The organism is Streptomyces brevispora, from assembly GCF_007829885.1.
Taxonomy (GTDB): domain Bacteria; phylum Actinomycetota; class Actinomycetes; order Streptomycetales; family Streptomycetaceae; genus Streptomyces; species Streptomyces brevispora.
This window is the reverse complement of record NZ_VIWW01000001.1, coordinates 2703576-2722108: the sequence shown is the minus strand read 5'-3', so window position 1 is coordinate 2722108 and position 18533 is coordinate 2703576. Positions and strand designations below refer to the sequence as shown.

At 69.2% G+C, this 18533-nt stretch carries 14 protein-coding genes and 1 pseudogene; 6 read left to right on the top strand and 9 right to left on the bottom strand.

The annotated features are described in order from the left end of the window. Nucleotides 1–190: 190 nt before the first annotated feature. Entirely contained in the window at nt 191–1081 is an 891-nt protein-coding gene (locus tag FHX80_RS12485) for an NUDIX hydrolase (protein WP_145764265.1), read from the top strand. Beyond that, a complete protein-coding gene (locus FHX80_RS12480) occupies nt 1078–1908 on the top strand; it encodes an MBL fold metallo-hydrolase (RefSeq protein ID WP_145764264.1) in 831 nt (276 codons plus the stop codon). Before FHX80_RS12485 ends, FHX80_RS12480 begins: the two co-directional genes overlap by 4 nt. Nucleotides 1909–2120: 212 nt before the next feature. On the opposite strand, the gene FHX80_RS12475 is transcribed toward FHX80_RS12480, so the two are convergent. Further along, nucleotides 2121–2795, bottom strand: a complete 675-nt coding sequence (locus FHX80_RS12475) for a Crp/Fnr family transcriptional regulator (protein WP_014046869.1) — start codon at nt 2793–2795, stop codon at nt 2121–2123. Nucleotides 2796–3141: 346 nt separating this feature from the next. On the opposite strand from FHX80_RS12475, the gene nth reads away from it, so the two are divergent. The 3 genes from nth (at nt 3142) to FHX80_RS12460 (ending at nt 6159) form a co-directional block, all read left to right on the top strand. Next, nucleotides 3142–4056, top strand: coding sequence for an endonuclease III (nth, locus tag FHX80_RS12470; protein ID WP_341874016.1), 915 nt, complete (start codon nt 3142–3144; stop codon nt 4054–4056). Between the two features lie 61 nt (nt 4057–4117). Then, the gene (locus FHX80_RS12465; RefSeq protein WP_208764641.1) at nt 4118–4864 is read left to right on the top strand and encodes an NUDIX hydrolase; all 747 of its coding nucleotides are present in this window, start codon (nt 4118–4120) and stop codon (nt 4862–4864) included. Between the two features lie 89 nt (nt 4865–4953). Beyond that, nucleotides 4954–6159, top strand: coding sequence for a MarP family serine protease (locus tag FHX80_RS12460; RefSeq protein ID WP_145764263.1), 1206 nt, complete (start codon nt 4954–4956; stop codon nt 6157–6159). Nucleotides 6160–6234: 75 nt separating this feature from the next. Here the strand turns inward: FHX80_RS12460 and FHX80_RS12455 are convergent. The 8 genes and pseudogenes from FHX80_RS12455 to FHX80_RS12420 all read right to left on the bottom strand — a co-directional run bounded on the left by FHX80_RS12455 (nt 6235) and on the right by FHX80_RS12420 (nt 16841). Then, nucleotides 6235–7149, bottom strand: a pseudogene (locus FHX80_RS12455) (IS982 family transposase). Nucleotides 7150–7165: 16 nt separating this feature from the next. Beyond that, nucleotides 7166–7684 carry a DUF1203 domain-containing protein gene (locus FHX80_RS12450; protein WP_145764262.1) on the bottom strand — a complete coding sequence of 173 codons (519 nt, stop codon included), beginning with the start codon at nt 7682–7684 and terminating at the stop codon, nt 7166–7168. 324 nt (nt 7685–8008) lie between these two features. Next, on the bottom strand, nt 8009–8212 hold the full coding sequence (locus FHX80_RS35640; protein WP_145764261.1) for a hypothetical protein: 204 nt from the start codon (nt 8210–8212) through the stop codon (nt 8009–8011). 105 nt (nt 8213–8317) lie between these two features. Beyond that, nucleotides 8318–9385 carry an alpha/beta fold hydrolase gene (locus FHX80_RS12440; protein WP_145764260.1) on the bottom strand — a complete coding sequence of 356 codons (1068 nt, stop codon included), beginning with the start codon at nt 9383–9385 and terminating at the stop codon, nt 8318–8320. Next, nucleotides 9382–9912, bottom strand: coding sequence for a phage holin family protein (locus FHX80_RS12435; protein WP_145764259.1), 531 nt, complete (start codon nt 9910–9912; stop codon nt 9382–9384). Before FHX80_RS12435 ends, FHX80_RS12440 begins: the two co-directional genes overlap by 4 nt. Nucleotides 9913–9951: 39 nt before the next feature. Further along, nucleotides 9952–11358 (bottom strand): Na+/H+ antiporter NhaA, encoded by a 1407-nt coding sequence (nhaA, locus tag FHX80_RS12430; protein ID WP_145764258.1) that lies wholly within the window; start codon nt 11356–11358, stop codon nt 9952–9954. A gap of 300 nt (nt 11359–11658) precedes the next feature. Further along, nucleotides 11659–13656 carry an acetate--CoA ligase gene (gene acs / locus FHX80_RS12425; protein WP_145764257.1) on the bottom strand — a complete coding sequence of 666 codons (1998 nt, stop codon included), beginning with the start codon at nt 13654–13656 and terminating at the stop codon, nt 11659–11661. Between the two features lie 194 nt (nt 13657–13850). Next, nucleotides 13851–16841, bottom strand: coding sequence for a bifunctional SulP family inorganic anion transporter/carbonic anhydrase (locus FHX80_RS12420; RefSeq protein ID WP_244318232.1), 2991 nt, complete (start codon nt 16839–16841; stop codon nt 13851–13853). Between the two features lie 284 nt (nt 16842–17125). Between FHX80_RS12420 and FHX80_RS12415 the strand changes: the two genes are divergently transcribed. Next, nucleotides 17126–18472, top strand: a complete 1347-nt coding sequence (locus FHX80_RS12415; protein ID WP_145764256.1) for a polysaccharide deacetylase family protein — start codon at nt 17126–17128, stop codon at nt 18470–18472. Nucleotides 18473–18533 lie beyond the last annotated feature (61 nt).

The following is an 18533-nucleotide window of genomic DNA, read 5'->3' as shown; positions in this document are numbered from 1 at the left end:
CGGCCGACTCCTCCTGAGTCCTCTTGATTCCCTCTGATCCCGTCGATCCCGTCCGGTCACGACGACTGGGCGGGATCTTCTGTCCGCCGTACCGGCATCTTCTCGGTGCCGGACCAGGGCATCTGTGCACCGGGCATGTACGGATCACCGACCCCTCGAACATCGTCGCGGTTCCGGATAGCCTCCGGCCATGTCCAATGGTCAGTGGTACCCACCCGAATGGCCCGACCGGATCCGGGCCCTCGCCACCGGCGAACTGACGGCCGCGACCCCCCGACGGGCCGCCACCGTGATGCTGCTCCGGGACGCCGCCGCGGGTACCGGGGGCGGACCCGCCGTCCACATGCTGCGCCGGCGCACCTCGATGGCCTTTGCCGGAGGGGCGTACGCCTATCCGGGTGGCGGGGTCGACCCGCGCGACGACGAGCGGCTCGTCGGCTGGGCCGGACCGGCGCTGGAGAGCTGGGCGGAACGGCTCGGTGTCGCCACGCCGGCCGAGGCGCAGGCGATCGTCTGCGCGGCGGTGCGTGAGACGTACGAGGAGGCGGGCGTCCTGCTCGCGGGCCCGACCGCGGACACCGTCGTCACGGACACCACCGGTGCGGACTGGGAGGCCGATCGCGAGGCGCTGGTCGCGCGGGAACTGTCGTTCGCCGAGTTCCTGCGGCGGCGCGGGCTGGTCCTGCGCTCGGACCTGCTCGGCGCGTGGGCGCGCTGGATCACTCCGGAGTTCGAACCCCGCCGCTACGACACCTGGTTCTTCGTGGCCGCACTCCCCACGGGTCAGCGCACCCGCAACGCCTCCACGGAGGCCGACCGCACCGTATGGACGGAACCCGGAGAGGCGGCCGACGGCTACGACCGCGGCGAGCTGCTGATGATGCCGCCGACCGTCTCGACGCTGCGCGGGCTCAGGGCGTACGCCACCGCCGCGCAGGCGCTGAAGGCGGCGTCGTCCCAGGACCTCACCCCCGTACTCGCACAGGCGCGGCTGGAGGGCGACGAGCTGGTGCTGAGCTGGCCGGGGCACGAGGAGTTCACCAAACACATCCCGGCCGGCGGCGCGGGCGGGGCGGCATGAGCGACGCGGCAGCGCTGCCCGGACAGCCGCGCGGCGGGGTGCTGTCCGGCCCGGCCACCACCCGTACGGTCAACGTCCTCGCGCCCAACGCGTCGCCCATGACGCTGGACGGCACCAACACCTGGATCGTCGCCGAGCCGGACTCCGATCTCGCGGTGGTCATCGACCCGGGCCCACTGGACGACGTCCATCTGCGGGCCGTCATCGACACAGCCGAGCGGGCGGGCCGCCGGATCGCGCTCACACTCCTCACCCACGGCCACCCCGACCACGCCGAGGGCGCGGCCCGGTTCGCCGAGCTGACCCGTACGAAGGTGCGCGCCCTCGACCCCCGGCTGCGCCTCGGCGACGAAGGCCTGGGCACGGGCGACGTGATCACGACCGGCGGGCTCGAGATGTACGTGGTGCCGACCCCGGGCCACACCGAGGATTCGCTCTCGTTCCATCTGCCGGCCGACAGCGCGGTGCTGACGGGGGACACGATCCTCGGCCGCGGCACGACGCTGATCGCGCACCCGGACGGGCGGCTGGGGGACTACCTCGACTCGCTGCGGCGGCTGCGTTCGCTGACGGTCGACGACGGGGTGCACACGGTGCTGCCGGGGCACGGCCCGGTGCTGGACGACGCGCAGGGCGCGGTCGAGTTCTACCTGGCCCACCGCGCGAACCGGCTGGCCCAGGTGGAGACGGCCGTGGAGGCCGGGTACCGGACGTCGTCGGAGGTGGTGGCGCACGTGTACGCGGACGTGGACCGGTCCCTGTGGCCGGCGGCGGAACTCTCGGTCCTGGCGCAGCTGGAGTATCTGGAGGAGCACGGCTTGATCTGATGCGCGGCTTGATCTGATGCGCGGCCTGATCTGAGGCACAGTGTGATCTGAGGCATGGCTTGATCCGGGGCCGGCCTGATCCGAGGTCCGCCTGATCCGAGGTCGGCGCGGTCCGAGGCCGGCCGGAAGGTGCCGGGGACCCGTGCCACGGCCCCCACGCGCGAGGGGCCCCGCCGTGTCGGCGGGGCCCCTCGGATGCTGTGTACGCCGGGTCAGCGGGACCGCTTGGCCAGCCGCTCCACGTCGAGCAGGATCACCGCACGCGCCTCCAGCCGCAGCCAGCCGCGGCCCGCGAAGTCGGCGAGGGCCTTGTTGACCGTCTCGCGGGAGGCACCGACCAACTGGGCCAGCTCCTCCTGGGTCAGGTCGTGCACGACGTGGATGCCTTCCTCGGACTGCACGCCGAAGCGGCGCGACAGGTCGAGGAGCGCACGGGCGACACGGCCCGGCACGTCGGAGAAGACCAGGTCGGACATCTGGTCGTTGGTCTTGCGCAGGCGCCGGGCGACGGCGCGCAGCAGGGCCGTGGCCACCTCGGGGCGGGCGTTCAGCCAGGGCTGGAGGTCGCCGTGGCCGAGGCCGAGGAGCTTCACCTCGGTCAGCGCCGTCGCGGTGGCGGTGCGCGGGCCCGGGTCGAAGAGCGACAGCTCACCGATCAGTTCGCCGGGGCCGAGGACCGCCAGCATGTTCTCGCGTCCGTCGGGGGAGGTGCGGTGGAGCTTCACCTTGCCCTCGGTGACCACATAGAGGCGGTCGCCCGGGTCACCCTCGTGGAACAGCGCGTCGCCGCGCGCGAGGGTCACCTCACTCATCGAGGCGCGGAGCTCCGCGGCCTGCTCGTCATCGAGCGCCGCGAAAAGCGGGGCGCGCCGCAGAACGTCGTCCACGAGTTCTCTCCTTGTCGGCCTGTTCAGGGAACCGTGGTCCCCATCATGCCGGACGGTAAAACAGTGCGATCAATCACAAACCAGTTTGACGCACGCACGTGCCCGAACGTACGGCAGGGGGCCGATTGGGGATGGATCGTCGGTGACCGGGGCGGATGTCAGCGGCTGGCTCTAGGCTGGCCGGGTGTCCGGAACGCCGGTGAGAGTGCAGGCCAAGGGGGCTGATGGGGTGTCGGAAGGCCGTAATTCCGCTGTGGGCGAACAGGGTGCGAGTGAGCCGAAAAATGCGACAAAAAGCTCGGCGGGGCGCATGAAACGGGTGGGGTCGGCGGAACGGGTGGGGTCGGTGGAACCGTCGGATGGCGCAGGCCCCGGCACCGGCTCCGGCACCGGCACCGGATCCCGTACCGGCTCGAAGTCGAAGGCCAGGCTGACGCCGAAGGCCAAGCCGACACCAACGACCAAGCCGACGGCGAAGCCGAAATCCAAGGCCAAGCCGGAATCACACCTGGCCATGGTCCGCAGGGCCCGCCGGATCAACCGTGAGCTCGCCGAGCTCTACCCCTATGCCCACCCGGAGCTGGACTTCAGGAACCCCTTCGAACTCCTCGTCGCCACGGTCCTCTCCGCCCAGACCACCGATCTGAGGGTCAACCAGACGACCCCCGCGCTCTTCGCCGCCTACCCCACCCCCGAGGACATGGCCGCGGCCGTCCCGGAGGAAATGGAAGAGATCATTCGGCCGACCGGCTTCTTCCGCGCCAAGACCAAGTCGCTGCTGGGCCTCTCCGCCGCCCTTCGGGACAACTTCGGCGGCGAGGTGCCCGGACGCCTCGAGGACCTCGTGACGTTGCCGGGAGTCGGCCGCAAGACCGCCAACGTCGTGCTCGGCAACGCCTTCGGAGTGCCGGGCATCACGGTCGACACCCATTTCGGACGGCTGGTGCGCCGCTGGAAGTGGACCGAGCAGGAGGATCCGGAGAAAGTCGAGGAGGAGATCGCGGCGATCTTCCCCAAGAGCGAGTGGACGATGCTCTCGCACCGTGTCGTCTTCCACGGGCGTCGCATCTGTCACGCCCGCAAACCCGCCTGCGGTGCCTGTCCGATCGCCCCGCTCTGTCCCTCGTACGGAGAGGGCGAGACGGACCCCGAGAAGGCCCGGAAGCTTCTGAAGTACGAAATGGGGGGCCGGCCGGGCCAGCGGCTGAGCCCGCCGCCGGAGTACCCGGGCGAACCCGCCCCCGCCTTGGGCGCCGGCTGACCCGGGGCGCCGCTCCGGAACGAAATGCGTGATGACAGGCGTTGTGAGACGAGGGGTGCCCATGAAGACGCATGAACACGGTACGGACGCGGTGGCCGCCGCCGGGTCGTCCGAGCCCGGGGCGGGTGGCGGCCGTGACGCCTCGATCACCGTCACCACCGAGGGTCTGCCCGGCTGGCTGGACCCCGTCGCGCACGCCGCGCGCACCGTCGAGCCGCAGCAGCTCAGCCGTTTCCTGCCGCCCGAGAGCGGAGCGGGACGGCAGTCGGCCGTGCTCGTCCTGTTCGGCGAGGGCGCGCGGGGGCCCGAGTTGCTCCTGATGGAGCGTGCCGGGAGCCTGCGCTCGCACCCCGGGCAACCCTCCTTTCCCGGCGGCTCCCTGGACCCCGAGGACGGCGACCGGGCGACGACGGGTCCGCTCAGGGCCGCGCTGCGGGAGGCGGAGGAGGAGACCGGCCTCGATCCGCACGGTGTGCAGCTCTTCGGCGTGCTGCCCCGGCTCTACATCCCCGTGAGCAGCTTCGTGGTGACTCCGGTCCTCGGCTGGTGGCGTTCACCCAGCCCGGTCGGAGTCGTCGACCCGGGTGAGACCGCGCGGGTCTTCACGGTTCCCGTGGCGGATCTCACGGACCCGGCCAACCGGGCGACGGCCGTCCACCCCAGCGGTCACCGCGGCCCGGCATTTATGGTCGAATCCGCGCTCGTATGGGGGTTCACGGCCGGAGTGATCGACCGGATTCTGCACTTCGCGGGCTGGGAGCGCCCCTGGGACAGGGCCAAGCAGGTGCCACTCGACTGGCGCGCATGACAGGCTGACTCCCGTGCTCCGCTGTTCCGGGCTCGCCCGGACCCAGAGAGACGTACGGGCCCGGTGACGAATCTGTGAGGCTATCGACGGTGAACGTGCTGGACATCCTGCTGCTGCTCGGCGCCGTGTGGTTCGCGGTCATCGGATACCGCCAGGGGTTCGTCGTCGGCATTCTGTCGGTGATCGGGTTCCTGGGCGGCGGTCTCATCGCCGTCTATCTGCTGCCGATCCTGTGGGACCAGGTGACGGACGGCTCCGAGGTCTCCTCGACGGCCGCCATCGTCGCGGTCGTCATCGTGATCGTCTGCGCCTCGGTGGGCCAGGCCTTCACCACCCACCTGGGGAACAAGCTCCGCCGGTACATCACGTGGTCTCCCGCGCGTGCCGTCGACGCGACCGGCGGCGCACTCGTCAACGTCGTGGCGATGCTGCTGGTGTCCTGGCTGATCGGCTCCGCGCTGGCCGGCACCTCGTTGCCGACGCTGGGCAAGGAGGTGCGCAGCTCCTCGGTCCTGCTCGGCATCTCCCGGGTGATGCCGCCCCAGGCGTCCACCTGGTTCGCGGACTTCTCCTCGGTCCTCGCGCAGAACGGCTTCCCGCAGGTCTTCAGCCCGTTCGCCAATGAGCCGATCACCGAAGTCAGGGCTCCCGACCCGGCCCTGGCGGGCAGCCCGGTCGCCGCCCGCGCCAAGCAGTCCATCGTCAAGGTCGTCGGTACGGCTCCGAGCTGCGGCAAGGTCCTCGAGGGCACCGGCTTCGTCTTCTCCGACCGCCGGGTGATGACCAACGCCCACGTCGTCGGTGGCGTCGACGAGCCGACCGTCCAGATCGGCGGCCAGGGACGGCTGTACGACGCGAAGGTCGTCCTCTACGACTGGCGGCGCGACATCGCCGTACTCGACGTCCCGGATCTCGACGCGACACCGCTCCGGTTCGCCGACACCGACCACGACGCCGAGACCGGGAAGAGCGCGATCGTCGCGGGCTTCCCGGAGAACGGCGCGTACGACGTACGCGCCGCGCGGGTCCGCGCCCGTATCGACGCCAGCGGCCCGGACATCTACCACCGGGGCACCGTCCGCCGCGATGTGTACTCGCTCTTCACGACGGTCCGTCAGGGCAACTCGGGCGGACCGCTGCTGACCCCCGACGGCAAGGTGTACGGAGTCGTCTTCGCCAAGTCGCTCGACGACCCGAACACCGGCTACGCGCTGACTGCCGACGAGATCCGTCAGGACATCACCCAGGGCCGCACCGCCAACCAGCAGGTCGACAGCCAGGCGTGTGCCCTCTAGATGATCAATTCCAAGGGGTCAGTGATCGTAGGCGGTGAGGGATCGTAGGACTTGCTGCTCGGTGGCGTCGTTGTGTCAGATCGCGGCGGTCAGCGCGAGTATGCGCTGCATGACACGGACGATGACGCCGCCGGGTGTGCGGTCTCGGTGCCGTTCGAGGTCGAGCTGTCCCTTGAATGTCTCGTTGATCGACTCGATGACCTGGCGTAGGGGTTTGAACAGGTGGGCACCCGGCCGCTCGCGTTCGGCTTTGCGGGCCGGCCGTAGCAACTGGACTGATTGCTCGGCGAGTTGTGTTCGAAGGTGCGGCCGAAGTAGTTCTTGTCGCCGATCAGGGTCTGGCCGGGACGGCGGGCCAGGAGGTCGGAGTTGGCGGCCAGGAGGGCGAGGAGTGTCTCGCGTTCGTCGGCTTTGGCTCCGGTCAGGGCGAAGGCGATGGGCAGGCCCTGGAGGGTGCAGACCAGGTGCAGGCGCAGGCCCCAGAAGAACCGGCTGTGGCTGGCGCAGTACCCGTATTCGGCCCATCCGGCCAGGTCGGAGGGTTTGACGGTCTCGCGTGAGCGGCCGCACTCCACCGGTGTGGAGCCGACGACCCAGACGTCGTCGCTCCATGCGGAGGTGGAGGAGGCGAGGAAGCGGGTGACTTGCCGCAGGAGCCCGGTGGCCTTGCGCAGCCGTTTGTTGTAGCCGGGCTGCTGCGGCAGGTAGGGAAAGAGATGCCGCAAGTGAGCGCGGCTGTGGCGAAGCCACTTCGCCTCGGAGGTGAAGCCGAGCATGGCCTGCATCATCGCGAGCGTGACCAGCTCGGCATCGGTGAGTCGTGGAGCGATCCCCACGGGTGGCCGCCACGGCGCGAGATGCGGTGAGTCCCTTCAGCAGGTCGTCGGTCTTCACGTACGGTGCGGTGGCGAGGGAGTCCAAGTCTGGCGTCTCAACCGTACTTTGGGCTCCCTCGTCCCATGCGGGCAGCGATCCCTTGAAATCGATCATTCAGGTGGCGTGGCGGCTATTGCTCCTCGGCGGAGGGCCGTCGCACCTCGAAGTGGAAGCATCCGTATTCCAGTGCTCTGACGTGCACGAGCACCACGTCCGGGTCGTTAAACGCATCGTCGAAGGCTGCATCGAAGCCAGCCGTGGCGTCGGCCGGAATCTCTAGCAGGCGGCCACCTGCGATATGGCCCTGGGCGTCATAGCGGCGCACGGTACGCAGGGCGCCCGGCCGATCGAAGGGATAGTTCTCGCGGGGCGTGAACCCGCCGCAGTCATCGGCGTGGATGAAGACGGGACCCTGTTCGTCGTACGCGCCCGGATCTGTACCCCTCGCGGCGGCCCAGCGACGCAACGGGGCGTACGAAATTAGGGCAATCCGCTCGCCGAGCGTGATGGGGCGCAGACAGCAGCGCAGCGGGGAGCCCAGGTCGTCGCGGGTCGCGATGTACGGGGCGCAGGGACGACCCGCGTCGTCGGCAACCCGCAGTTTCTTGAGGACGGCTGTGTCAATGGGGAGCACGGTGTACCTGGTCATGTGCCCATGCTGGCTCGACGCACGTGTGTTTGCTGGCAGGAAACGGACGTCACGTTGGTGCGTGCCCACGCAGAAGGCTGACGGGAAACGACACCCCCGCTGAACGCAGACCGCCTACGATCGCCGACCCCTTGGAATCGATCATCTAGGCCGAAGCGACCTACGAGCCAGGGGCCCCTGCGAGCCGGGGGCCGTCGAGTCACGGACCGCCGGTCCGACGAGCCATGGACCGGCGGACCGACGAGCCGGCGGCTCAGCGTGCGGTGGTGGGGGACCGCGAAGCCGTCCGCGGAGGACGGTTGGTCATCCGCGGAACTCGAAAGGTCATCCGCGCGGATGGCGCAGCCGCGCCGAGACCCAGCGGGCCCGGCGGCGGAGGATGCGCGGAATGCCCAGCCGGGGATCATGCAGAACATGCATAGCGTGCACCCGGCCTTGGAGGCCGCCCCCCTCATGAGTGCCCGGACCCGCCGTGGCGGTCGAGCGACGATTGCCTGCTGCGTCACCGAAGTCGTGCGTCCAGCCCATACCCCGACGTCTGCCCGTGCCTCATGGTCGGTAACCGCCCATCCGTCAGCCAATTGGCCTATGCGCCAGGCAAGTGGCTGTTCGCGGGACTCGTGTGCCTGTCAATTAGCGGTCTGGCTCGGAATCCTTGAGCCAGCTGATGAGTTCGGCCGAGAATCCGGCCGGATCCTCCTCATGGGGGAAGTGCCCCAGACCGTCGAAAAGTCGCCAACGGTACGGTGCCTCGACGTACTCGCCGGACCCCGCCGAACTCCGGGTGCGTACCGCCGGATCGAGTGAACCGTGCAGGTGCAGCGTGGGCACCCGCACCGGCCGCTTCATGCGCCGGTTGAACTGGATACCGTCCGGACGGGCCAGCGAACGCACCATCCAGCGGTACGGCTCGATCGAGCAGTGGGCCGTCGACGGGATGGACATGGCGCGCCGGTAGACGTCCACGGTCGAGTCGGCGGGGAAGTCCGCGGTCCGCGGCCCCGCCCAGTCATGGATCAGCCGCCCCACCAAAGCGGCGTCGTCCGCCACCAGCTGACGCTCCGGCACCCACGGCCGCTGGAAGCCCCAGATGTACGAGCCCGCGCGGGACTGCGCGAAGTCGGAGAGCATCGAGGAGCGCCAGCGCCGCGGATGAGGCATCGAGCAGACCACCAGCCGGCGCACCAGCTTCGGGCGCATCACGGCGGCCGTCCAGGCGAGGTACCCGCCCATGTCGTGGCCGACCAGGGCGGCATCCGGCTCGCCGAGTGACCGGATCACGCCGGTGATGTCCAGCGCCAGGTTGGCCGGGTCGTAACCCCGGGGCGTACGGTCGCTGCCGCCCACCCCGCGCAGGTCCATCGCCACCGCCCGGAACCCGGCGTCGGCGAGCGCGGGCAGCTGGTGGCGCCAGGTCCACCAGAACTGCGGGAAGCCGTGCAGGAGCAGGACCAGTGGCCCTTCACCCATTTCAGCGATGTGGAAGCGGGCGCCGTTGGCCGCGACGTCCCGGTGCGTCCAGGGGCCGTCCAGACGGACGGGGCCACCGGTCCCCGCCGCGGGGCCCAGCGGGCCGGTGAAGGACGCTGAGGCCGGGGGTGGCGGTGCGGCGGAAGGGTCTGCCGGACCGGCCGGCCCTTCGTGGCCCGCCCGGTCGTCCGGGCCCACTGGGCCGAATGCGCTGGAATCGGGGACCGTCATGTGGATGAGCGTGCCACAACCGACGCCTTGTCCTGGACCGGACGGTTCTCGATGGCCTTGTCCGCAAGTGTGCTGCCGCCCGCCGGAAGGATCGCGTCCGCGGCGATGCCCGGACGCGGGTGCGGCTTGACGCCCTGGAGAACGGCGGCGGACTGCTTGGCCGACGCGATGGACTTCTCCGGCGGCTTGACCTTCTTGAACTTGGCGTACCCGAAGAGCGCGAGCAGGGCCCCCAGCAGGATGAACGCGATGCCCACGATCAGGAACGACCAGGCGAGACCCAGTCCCAGGTTGTTGATTCCGTACGCGGCCGCGAAGCTCAGCACCGGGATCGCGAACAGGAACAGCACACCCGTGACGATGAACGCCGCGCTGCCGATGACGCCACGCCTGACGTCCTGCCGCACCTCGGCCTTGGCCAGGGCAATCTCGTCGTGTACCAGCGCCGACAGTTCGGCCGTCGCCGAGGCGACCAGCTGGCCGAGACTGCGGTCGGCGCTGCCCGCGTAATTGCCGGGGTCGCTCATGCCTGACTCCCTCTCCTGTTCAACACATCCGATGTCAGATCATGCCGGACTGTCCGGCTTGTTGCTCGCTGCCCCCGCCAGTTCGGCAAGGCGGCGGTGCTCGGCCGCCTTCCGCTCGTGGATCGCGGCCATCCGGAGGTGGTATTCCGGATCGTCCTGCTCATAGATGTCCGGTACCCCGGACTCGTCCTCGTCGAGCTCCTCCGCGTCCGAGAGCGCACGGTATCTGCGTACCCGGAGTTTGAGCAGTACACCGGAGAGTACGGCGGCGATCAGGGAGCCCAGCAGAACCGACGCCTTGACCTCGTTGATCATGTCGTCGTTGCCGGTGAAGGCGAGCTCGCCGATCAGCAGTGAGACGGTGAAGCCGATCCCCGCGAGCGAGGCGACCGCGAAGACATCGGCCCAGGCCAGATCCTTGTTCAGCTCGGCCTTGGTGAACCGGGTGGCCAGCCACGTACCGCCGAAGATCCCTATCGTCTTGCCGACGACGAGCCCCAGCACGACACCGAGCGTCTCGGGCCGGGTGAACACGCCGGCCAGCGCGTCGCCGGAGAGCGAGACCCCGGCGGAGAAGAGCGCGAACAGCGGTACGGCGATACCGGCCGACAGCGGGCGGACGAGGTGCTCGACGCGTTCGCCGGGGGAGTGCTCCTCGCCGTCGCGCTTGGTGCAGCGCAGCATCAGGCCCATCGCGACACCGGCGATGGTGGCGTGGACGCCGCTGTTGTACATCAGCCCCCAGATGACCAGGGCGAGCGGTACGTAGACGTACCAGCCGCGGACGTCGAGGCGCAGCAGCAGGTAGAAGACGGCCAGGCCGACGAAGGCGCCGATGAGCGCGACGAAGTCGATGCTCTCGGTGAAGAAGACCGCGATGATCAGGATCGCGAAGAGGTCGTCGACGACGGCGAGGGTCAGCAGGAACGCACGGAGCGCGGACGGCAGCGAGGTGCCGATCACCGCGAGTACGGCGAGCGCGAAGGCGATGTCGGTGGCCGTGGGGACGGCCCAGCCGCTGGTGGAGCCGTTGCCGAGCACCGTCACCAGGGTGTAGACGACCGCCGGCACGGCCATGCCGCAGAGCGCGGCGACGACGGGGAGGGCGGCGGCCTTCGGGTCGCGCAGTTCACCTGCGACGAGTTCGCGCTTGAGCTCGACCCCCGCGACGAAGAAGAAGATCGCGAGCAGTCCGTCGGCCGCCCAGTGCGCCACGGAGAGGTGCAGACCGAGCGCCTCGGGTCCGAAGTGGAGGTGGCTGACGCCTGTGTAGCTCGATCCGAAGGTGTTCGCCCAGATCAGCGCGGCCACCGCGGCGACCAGCAGGATGACTCCGCCGACGGTTTCGGTACGCAGCGCGTCGGCGAGGTAGTTCCGCTCCGGGAGCGAGAGGCGTCCCAGGAAGGTGCGGCGGGGGGAGGGGGGTGCGGGGGTGGGCGCGGCCACGAGAGAGGACCTCCGGGTGGGTACGGCAGCGACGGCATGGCTGTTGCACTTGCCGACCAGACTTCCCGGCGCACCCTTTGGAGATTTCTTATCGTTTTATTAACCAGCTGCCACTGTACCCGGGGTGTGCGGGGCCATGGGAAGTGATCTTCACCCTAAATGCCGGAAGGGCATCCGGCATGTTGCCGGATGCCCTTCCGGGAGCTCGCCCTGCTGGCGTCCCTGCTGTCGTTCCCAGACCTTGCTCAGTCCCTGCTCAGTTCTCGCTCGGTCCGAGCTCAGCCCCTGCTCAGCCCGCGCTCAGTCCTCGGAGGAGGACGACGGAAGCTGGGTCTGGATGAGATCCATGACCGAGGAGTCGGTGAGCGTCGTGACGTCCCCCAGCTCCCTGTTCTCCGCGACGTCCCGCAGCAGACGCCGCATGATCTTGCCGGAACGGGTCTTCGGCAGCTCGGCCACCGGCAGAACCCGCTTCGGCTTGGCGATGGGGCCGAGCGTGGTGCCGACGTGGTTGCGCAGCTCCGCCACCAGCTCGTCGGAGGCGGTCGCCGTACCGCGCAGGATCACGAACGCGACAATGGCCTGACCGGTCGTCTCGTCGGCCGCACCGACCACGGCGGCCTCGGCGACCGACGGGTGCGACACGAGCGCCGACTCGACCTCGGTGGTCGAGATGTTGTGCCCGGACACCAGCATCACGTCGTCGACCCGGCCGAGCAGCCAGATGTCGCCGTCCTCGTCCTTCTTGGCACCGTCGCCCGCGAAGTACTTGCCCTCGAAGCGTGACCAGTAGGTGTCGAGGAACCGCTGGTCGTCGCCCCAGATCGTGCGGAGCATCGACGGCCACGGCTCGGTGAGGACGAGATAGCCGCCCCCGCCGTCCGGAACCTCACGGGCCTCGTCGTCGACGACCGTGGCGGAGATGCCCGGCAGCGCGCGCTGGGCGCTGCCCGGCTTGGTCGCCGTGACACCGGGAAGCGGCGAGATCATCATCGCGCCGGTCTCGGTCTGCCACCAGGTGTCCACGATGGGGCACTTGTCGGCGCCGATGTGCTTGCGGTACCACATCCAGGCCTCGGGGTTGATCGGCTCACCGACCGACCCGAGCACGCGCAGCGACGACAGGTCGAACTTGGCGGGGATGTCGTCTCCCCACTTCATGAACGTACGGATCGCGGTCGGCGCGGTGTAAAGGATCGATACGCCGTACTTCTGGACGATCTCCCAGAAGCGCCCCTGGTGCGGGGTGTCGGGCGTGCCCTCGTACATGACCTGCGTCGCGCCGTTGGCCAGCGGGCCGTAGACGATGTACGAGTGTCCCGTCACCCAGCCGATGTCGGCGGTGCACCAGTAGACATCGGTCTCCGGCTTGAGGTCGAAGACCGCGTGGTGCGTGTACGCCGCCTGCGTGAGGTAGCCGCCGGAGGTGTGCAGGATGCCCTTCGGCTTCCCCGTGGTGCCCGAGGTGTAGAGGATGAAGAGCGGCTGCTCCGCCTCGAACGCCTCAGGGGTGTGCTCGGCGGACTGACGGCCGGTGATCTCGTGCCACCAGACGTCACGACCCTCGGTCCACGCGGTGTCCTGTCCCGTACGCCGGACGACCAGGACGTGCTCGACGCTCTCGATACGAGAGACGGCGTCGTCGACTGCGGGCTTGAGCGCGGAGGGCTTGCCGCGGCGGTATCCGCCGTCGGAGGTGATGACGACCTTCGCGTCCGCATCCTGGATGCGGGTGGCGATGGCATCCGCGGAGAAGCCGCCGAAGACCACCGAGTGGGCCGCACCGATACGGGCGCAGGCCAGCATCGCGATGGCGGCCTCGGGGATCATCGGCAGATAGACGGCGACGCGGTCGCCCTTGCCGACACCGAGCTCGGTGAGGGCGTTGGCGGCGCGGGAGACCTCGTCCTTCAGCTCCGCGTAGGTGATGGCACGGCTGTCGCCGGGCTCGCCCTCGAAGTGGATGGCGACCCGGTCACCATTACCCGCCTCGACGTGGCGGTCCACGCAGTTGTACGCGACGTTGAGCTTGCCGTCCGCGAACCACTTCGCGAAGGGCGGATTGCTCCAGTCGAGCGTCTCGGTCGGCTCCGTGGCCCAAGTCAGGCGGCGGGCCTGCTCGGCCCAGAAGCCCAGCCGGTCCGCATCGGCCTGTTCGTACGCCTCGGCTGTGACGTTGGCGTTCGCGGCCAGATCGGCAGGCGGTGCGAACCGCCGCTCCTCTTTGAGCAGGTTGGCCAGGCTTTCATTGCTCACGACATCTCCCATTCCCAGGGTGTCCGTTGTGTCCCGGGGCATAGCTCATCAGGCCAAAGGCCGGGTGACAAGTGTCTTCCGGGAATTGGTTTAGACCTGTGTTTCGTGTATGGAGGCACGATCCCGCCCCCGCGGCGGGGTGGAGCAGAGCATCGAGGTGCCGTGCGGTGGTGCCGGGTGCACGGCGCCGCGGAGGCGGTGACCACAAGGTCTCACGGACCCGAGGTGTACCCGGTTCAGGCGCCGGTACGCGCCAACTCGGCCGGGTCGTATGGATCGTATGGGGCGGAGGGGCCGATTCGGTCGAAGACCTCGTCGAGCCCATGGCCTGCGCCGACGCCTTCGGTCAGCAGATACGACTGAGCCTCGGCCACGTGGAAGTACATGCCGTGCAGTTGGAGCGAGCCCGCCGCGAGGCGTCGCGCCACCGATCCGTGGGCCCGCAGGTGGTCCAGCTGCTGGACCACATTGGTGAGACAGAGCTGTTCGACCTCATCGGCGGGCAGCCGGCCCGAGATCCGGGCCCATGCATGACGCTTGGAGGCCATCCGCTTCAGGCTGGGCATCCCGTGTCTCAGCCAGCGCCACAGAGGCGTCTCCGGGGTGTCGGGTTTGGCCCCGAGAAGCGCGTTCATCGCGCCGCAGCCGGAGTGGCCGCAGATGGTGATGGACTCCACCCCCAGTACGTCCACCGCGTACTCGATCGCCGCGCCCACCGAATCGTCACCGGTCCCGGAATCCGGCGGCGGCACCAGATTTCCGATGTTCCGTACGGTGAACAGGTCGCCCGGACCGCTTGCCGTGATCATGCTCGTCACCAGGCGGGAGTCCGCGCAGGTGATGAACAGCTGCGAGGGCCGCTGGCCCTCCCTGGCCAGTCTTGCGAGCTCTGCACGCACCAGGGGAGCTGTATTGCGCTGGAACGAGCTGAGGCCGCTGACCAGCTGATGCCCGCCGGTCCTTCGCGGTGGGGCAGCGGCATGGTCGGGTGCGTAGCCGGGTGAGGGGGTGGGTGAGGAATCGGGTGGGCAGTCGGTTGACCGGCCGGGGGGCCGCTCGGTGCCTGTGGGGGTGAGGTCCTCGGGGGTGGTGTCGGTGGCGCCGGTGGCGTCGGCCGGGGTTGGAGCGGGAGCGGGCGCGGGTGTGGGCGCTGGGTGGAGCGGGACTGGGCTGCTCGTCGGGCTCTTGGCGGTGGTGGTCGTGGTGGTGGTGAGGGTGGTCCTGGTCCTGGTGCTGGTCCTGGTGGTGGCTTCGGCTGACTTGGTGGCCCCGGGGGAAGCGGCGACCTCGGGAGGCGTGGCGGCCTGGGTGGCTCCGAGGCTGGTGGGGCTGCCGGTGGTGCCTGGGGCGGGGGGTTCGTGACCGAAACCGGTGACGGGTACATGCTCGGGCCGGTCGTGGCAGTGGTGGTTGCGCCAGGGGGTCCAGGGGCGGCAGCAGGAGTGCGCTGCCGAGGCGGGCTCGGCGATCCGGCCACCGGACCTGCCGGTGAAGACGACCTGGCCGCCGTGGGCGGTATGGGCATTGCGCCAGTCCTGGATCATCTCGTACGCCGCGTGATCGATGAAGAAGCCGTCCAGCTCGACGACCACGTCCGCGTCCTGGGGCAGCTGGCCCAGCGTCCGGTTGAGCCGCGGCACAGCCAAAAACGTCAACTGCCCCCGTACGACGACCAGATGCTGACCGCTCCGTTCGGTCACACTGACCCTGGTCCGCGCCAGTCGGTGCAGGGCGACGGCCACCGCCACCGCGATCCCGATCGCCACGCCCTGGAGGACGCCGAAGAGCAGTACCCCGGTGATCGTCGCTCCGTACACCAGGAACTCCCGGTGCCTGTGGACGTTACGGATATGCGCGAAGTTCACCATCTGGATGCCGACCACCATCACGAGCGCGCCGAGGGCGGCCAGCGGGATCCACTCCAGCGCGGTGACGAGCAGACCGGTGGCGAGCAGCACCCAGACGCCATGCAGCACGGTGGAGGCGCGACTGGTGGCCCCGGCGCGCACGTTGGCCGAACTGCGCACCGCGCCACCGGATACCGCCAGACCGCCCAGCAGGCCCGACACCGCGTTGGCGACGCCTTGTGCGCGTAGTTCCCGGTCGAGGTCGGAGCGTTTGGCGGGGGGCGTGGCCTGGCCGGAGCCGGGTTTGGACAGGTCGGCCGGGTGCTCGACTGTCTGATCGCCGTCCCGCTCGACGGCCGGTGCGACATCCGGTCCGACATCCGGTCTGGCGGGGGGTTCGGTGGCCGGTTCGACATGTGGTCCGGTGGCCGGTCCGACATCCGGTTCGGTGGCGGATTCTGCGGCCGGTTCGGACGAGCGCTCGTTGTTCCGGTCGGCGGCCAGCTTGTCCACGGCGACAGCGGCGAGCATGGATTCCAGGCTTGCCACCAGCATCATCGTGAAAACTGCTGTGGCCAGGCCGAGTACGGGTCCCTGCGGCATTTCCGGCAGGGCGTGAGAGTTCCAGGACGGCAGATCGACCCGTGCGATCGATGGTGCGGCGAATGCTGCCACGGCAGTGGCGACGGCCACGGAGACCAGGGCCGCCGGAATCCGCCGCATGATGCGGCCGGGGCGCCCCGGAATCCGGGGCCACAGCACCAGAATTGCGATGGTGAGACCACCGATCAGCGGTGCGGCCGGACCAACTTGCGCCAACCGCGCGGGCAGTGTGAGGGCGTTGGCGACAGCCGAGCTCTCTGGTGAACCGCCGAGCACGATATGCAGCTGAGCGAGTGCGATGGCCACGCCGATGCCGGCGAGCGTGCCGTGCACGATGGCGGGGCTGACGGCGAGCGCGCTGCGGGCGGCCCGCAGCGAACCCAGCAGAATCTGCAGCAGGCCTGCGCCGATCGTGATCGCACAGGTGGTGCGCCAGCCGTAGATCTGGATCAACTCGGCGGTCACCACGGTCAGCCCGGCGGACGGGCCGGAGACCTGGAGCGGGGCGCCGCCGAGCAGACCGGCGACGATGCCGCCGACTGCGGCGGAGATGAGGCCGGCTTCCAGCGGGGCATCCATGGCGACGGCCAGGCCGAGCGACATGGGGATGGCGAGAAGGAAGACCGTGATCGATGCGGACAGGTCGGCGCCCGCGATGCGGAATCGTCCGCCGCGATGCGGCGGTGGCGGGCTGTGAGGTCGCTTTACTCCCGATGACCGGGGAGGGCGCGAACTGCGGGATGAGTGGTCATGACGTGTGGGGACGCAGGCAGACATGGTTCCCGTCTCCTCCGGGGCAGCGCGGTCGCGGAATGGGGGACGCGGCCGTGGGTCACGGCGTGCAGCGGCGGGATATCTCAACTCTCGGTAAACAGATCGTAATGGAGAGTAAAGATTTGTGTCCATGATTGAGAGCAAATGGTCCATCTAATCACCCAATCCAGTGAATAGGCAGCTTTTCATTCGGCCTGTCGCTCGGATTTGTGTGCAGTGCGTGCGACTTTGACCGCGCCATGTCGGCACGTCAGCGCAGCCAAATCTGCAAGGAAGAGGGTGGGCGGATGATGGCCGCCACGAAGCGGATCGCCTTGGGTGTCATTACCATTGCGCTGGTCGCCGGAGTGGCCGGTTGCTCCGAGCCCACCCCCGGTTCGGGCGCATCGGGACCCGGCGCGGCGAACGGTGCGGGCGGGGCGAAGAAGAAGGCGGTCGGCGAGGCTGCCGAGAGTGCGTTCCGGCTCATTGGCGACGGCTCCACGGCCTTCACCGGCGCTCAGCCGAAGCAGCCGGCCGTGCAGCGGCTGGCCCCCGGCCAGAAGCCGCCGCAGTTCGTGGTGTTCTCGTGGGACGGCGCAGGGGAGGACAGCCAGCAGCTCTTCTCCCACTTCCGCGAGGTGGGCAAGAAGTACGACGCGAACATGTCGTACTTCCTCAGCGGCCTCTACCTGTTGCCCGAGGCCAAGCGGAAGCTCTACGACCCGCCCAAGCACAACGCCGGCAGTTCCGACATCGGCTTCAACGACACCAAGGGGATCCGGGACACCCTCACCCAGGTGCGGGGTGCCTGGCTGGACGGCAACGAGATCGGCACCCACTTCAACGGCCACTTCTGCGGCAAGGACGGGGGCGTCGGCACCTGGTCCGTCGCCGAGTGGAAGAGCGAGATCACCCAGGCCAAGTCCTTCGTGAAGGGCTGGAAGTCGAACGATCCGGAGCTCAAGGGCATGAAACCGCTGCCCTTCGACTACGACAAGGAACTCATTGGCGGCCGCACTCCCTGCCTGGAGGGGCAGAAGAACATGGTGGCCGCCGCACGTTCGATGGGCTTCCGCTACGACTCGAGCGGTGTCAACAACCAGGTCTGGCCGAAGAAGAAGGGCGGCATCTGGGACCTCTCGTTGCAGCTCGTCCCGGTGCCGGGTCGCGAATTCGAGACCCTCTCGATGGACTACAACTTCATGTTCAACCAGTCCGGTACGACGCAGGGCGACCCGGACCAGCACGAGTACTGGGGCAATCAGATGCGGGACGGCCTGCTTCAGGCCTTCGGCCGCTCGTACGACGGAAACCGCGCGCCGCTGATCATCGGCAACCACTTCGAGTCCTGGAACGGTGGCACGTACATGCGTGCCGTCGAGCAGACGATCGAGACCGTCTGTACCAAGAAGGGCGTGCGCTGCGTGTCGTTCAAGCAGCTGGCGGACTGGCTGGACGCGCAGGATCCGGCGACGCTCGCGAAGCTCGGCACACTGAAGGTCGGCGAAGCCCCCAAGACGAACTGGACCGCCTTCCTCGGCGGGTCCGCGAGCCCCGGAAAGGCCAAGGGCCAAGGGCAGGACCAGGGCCGCGGCAAGGCTGCCGTGAAGGTGCCCGCCGGTTCGGCCGGGCAGCCCGCCGACCACAAGTGACGATGCGCCCGGCTGGGGCTGCCGTGCCGCGTGTGTACGGTGCGGCCCCAGCCGGGAACCG

What these genes read in the sequence shown, in the direction of transcription:
- FHX80_RS12485 (WP_145764265.1), top strand. Translation starts at nt 191, where the DNA reads ATGTCCAATGGTCAGTGGTACCCACCCGAATGGCCCGACCGGATCCGG.
- FHX80_RS12480 (WP_145764264.1), top strand. Translation starts at nt 1,078, where the DNA reads ATGAGCGACGCGGCAGCGCTGCCCGGACAGCCGCGCGGCGGGGTGCTG.
- FHX80_RS12465 (WP_208764641.1), top strand. Translation starts at nt 4,118, where the DNA reads ATGAAGACGCATGAACACGGTACGGACGCGGTGGCCGCCGCCGGGTCG.
- FHX80_RS12450 (WP_145764262.1), bottom strand. Translation starts at nt 7,684, where the DNA reads ATGACCAGGTACACCGTGCTCCCCATTGACACAGCCGTCCTCAAGAAA.
- FHX80_RS35640 (WP_145764261.1), bottom strand. Translation starts at nt 8,212, where the DNA reads ATGGGCTGGACGCACGACTTCGGTGACGCAGCAGGCAATCGTCGCTCG.
- FHX80_RS12440 (WP_145764260.1), bottom strand. Translation starts at nt 9,385, where the DNA reads ATGACGGTCCCCGATTCCAGCGCATTCGGCCCAGTGGGCCCGGACGAC.
- FHX80_RS12435 (WP_145764259.1), bottom strand. Translation starts at nt 9,912, where the DNA reads ATGAGCGACCCCGGCAATTACGCGGGCAGCGCCGACCGCAGTCTCGGC.
- acs (WP_145764257.1), bottom strand. Translation starts at nt 13,656, where the DNA reads ATGCCCCGGGACACAACGGACACCCTGGGAATGGGAGATGTCGTGAGC.
- FHX80_RS12420 (WP_244318232.1), bottom strand. Translation starts at nt 16,841, where the DNA reads ATGTCTGCCTGCGTCCCCACACGTCATGACCACTCATCCCGCAGTTCG.
- FHX80_RS12415 (WP_145764256.1), top strand. Translation starts at nt 17,126, where the DNA reads ATGATGGCCGCCACGAAGCGGATCGCCTTGGGTGTCATTACCATTGCG.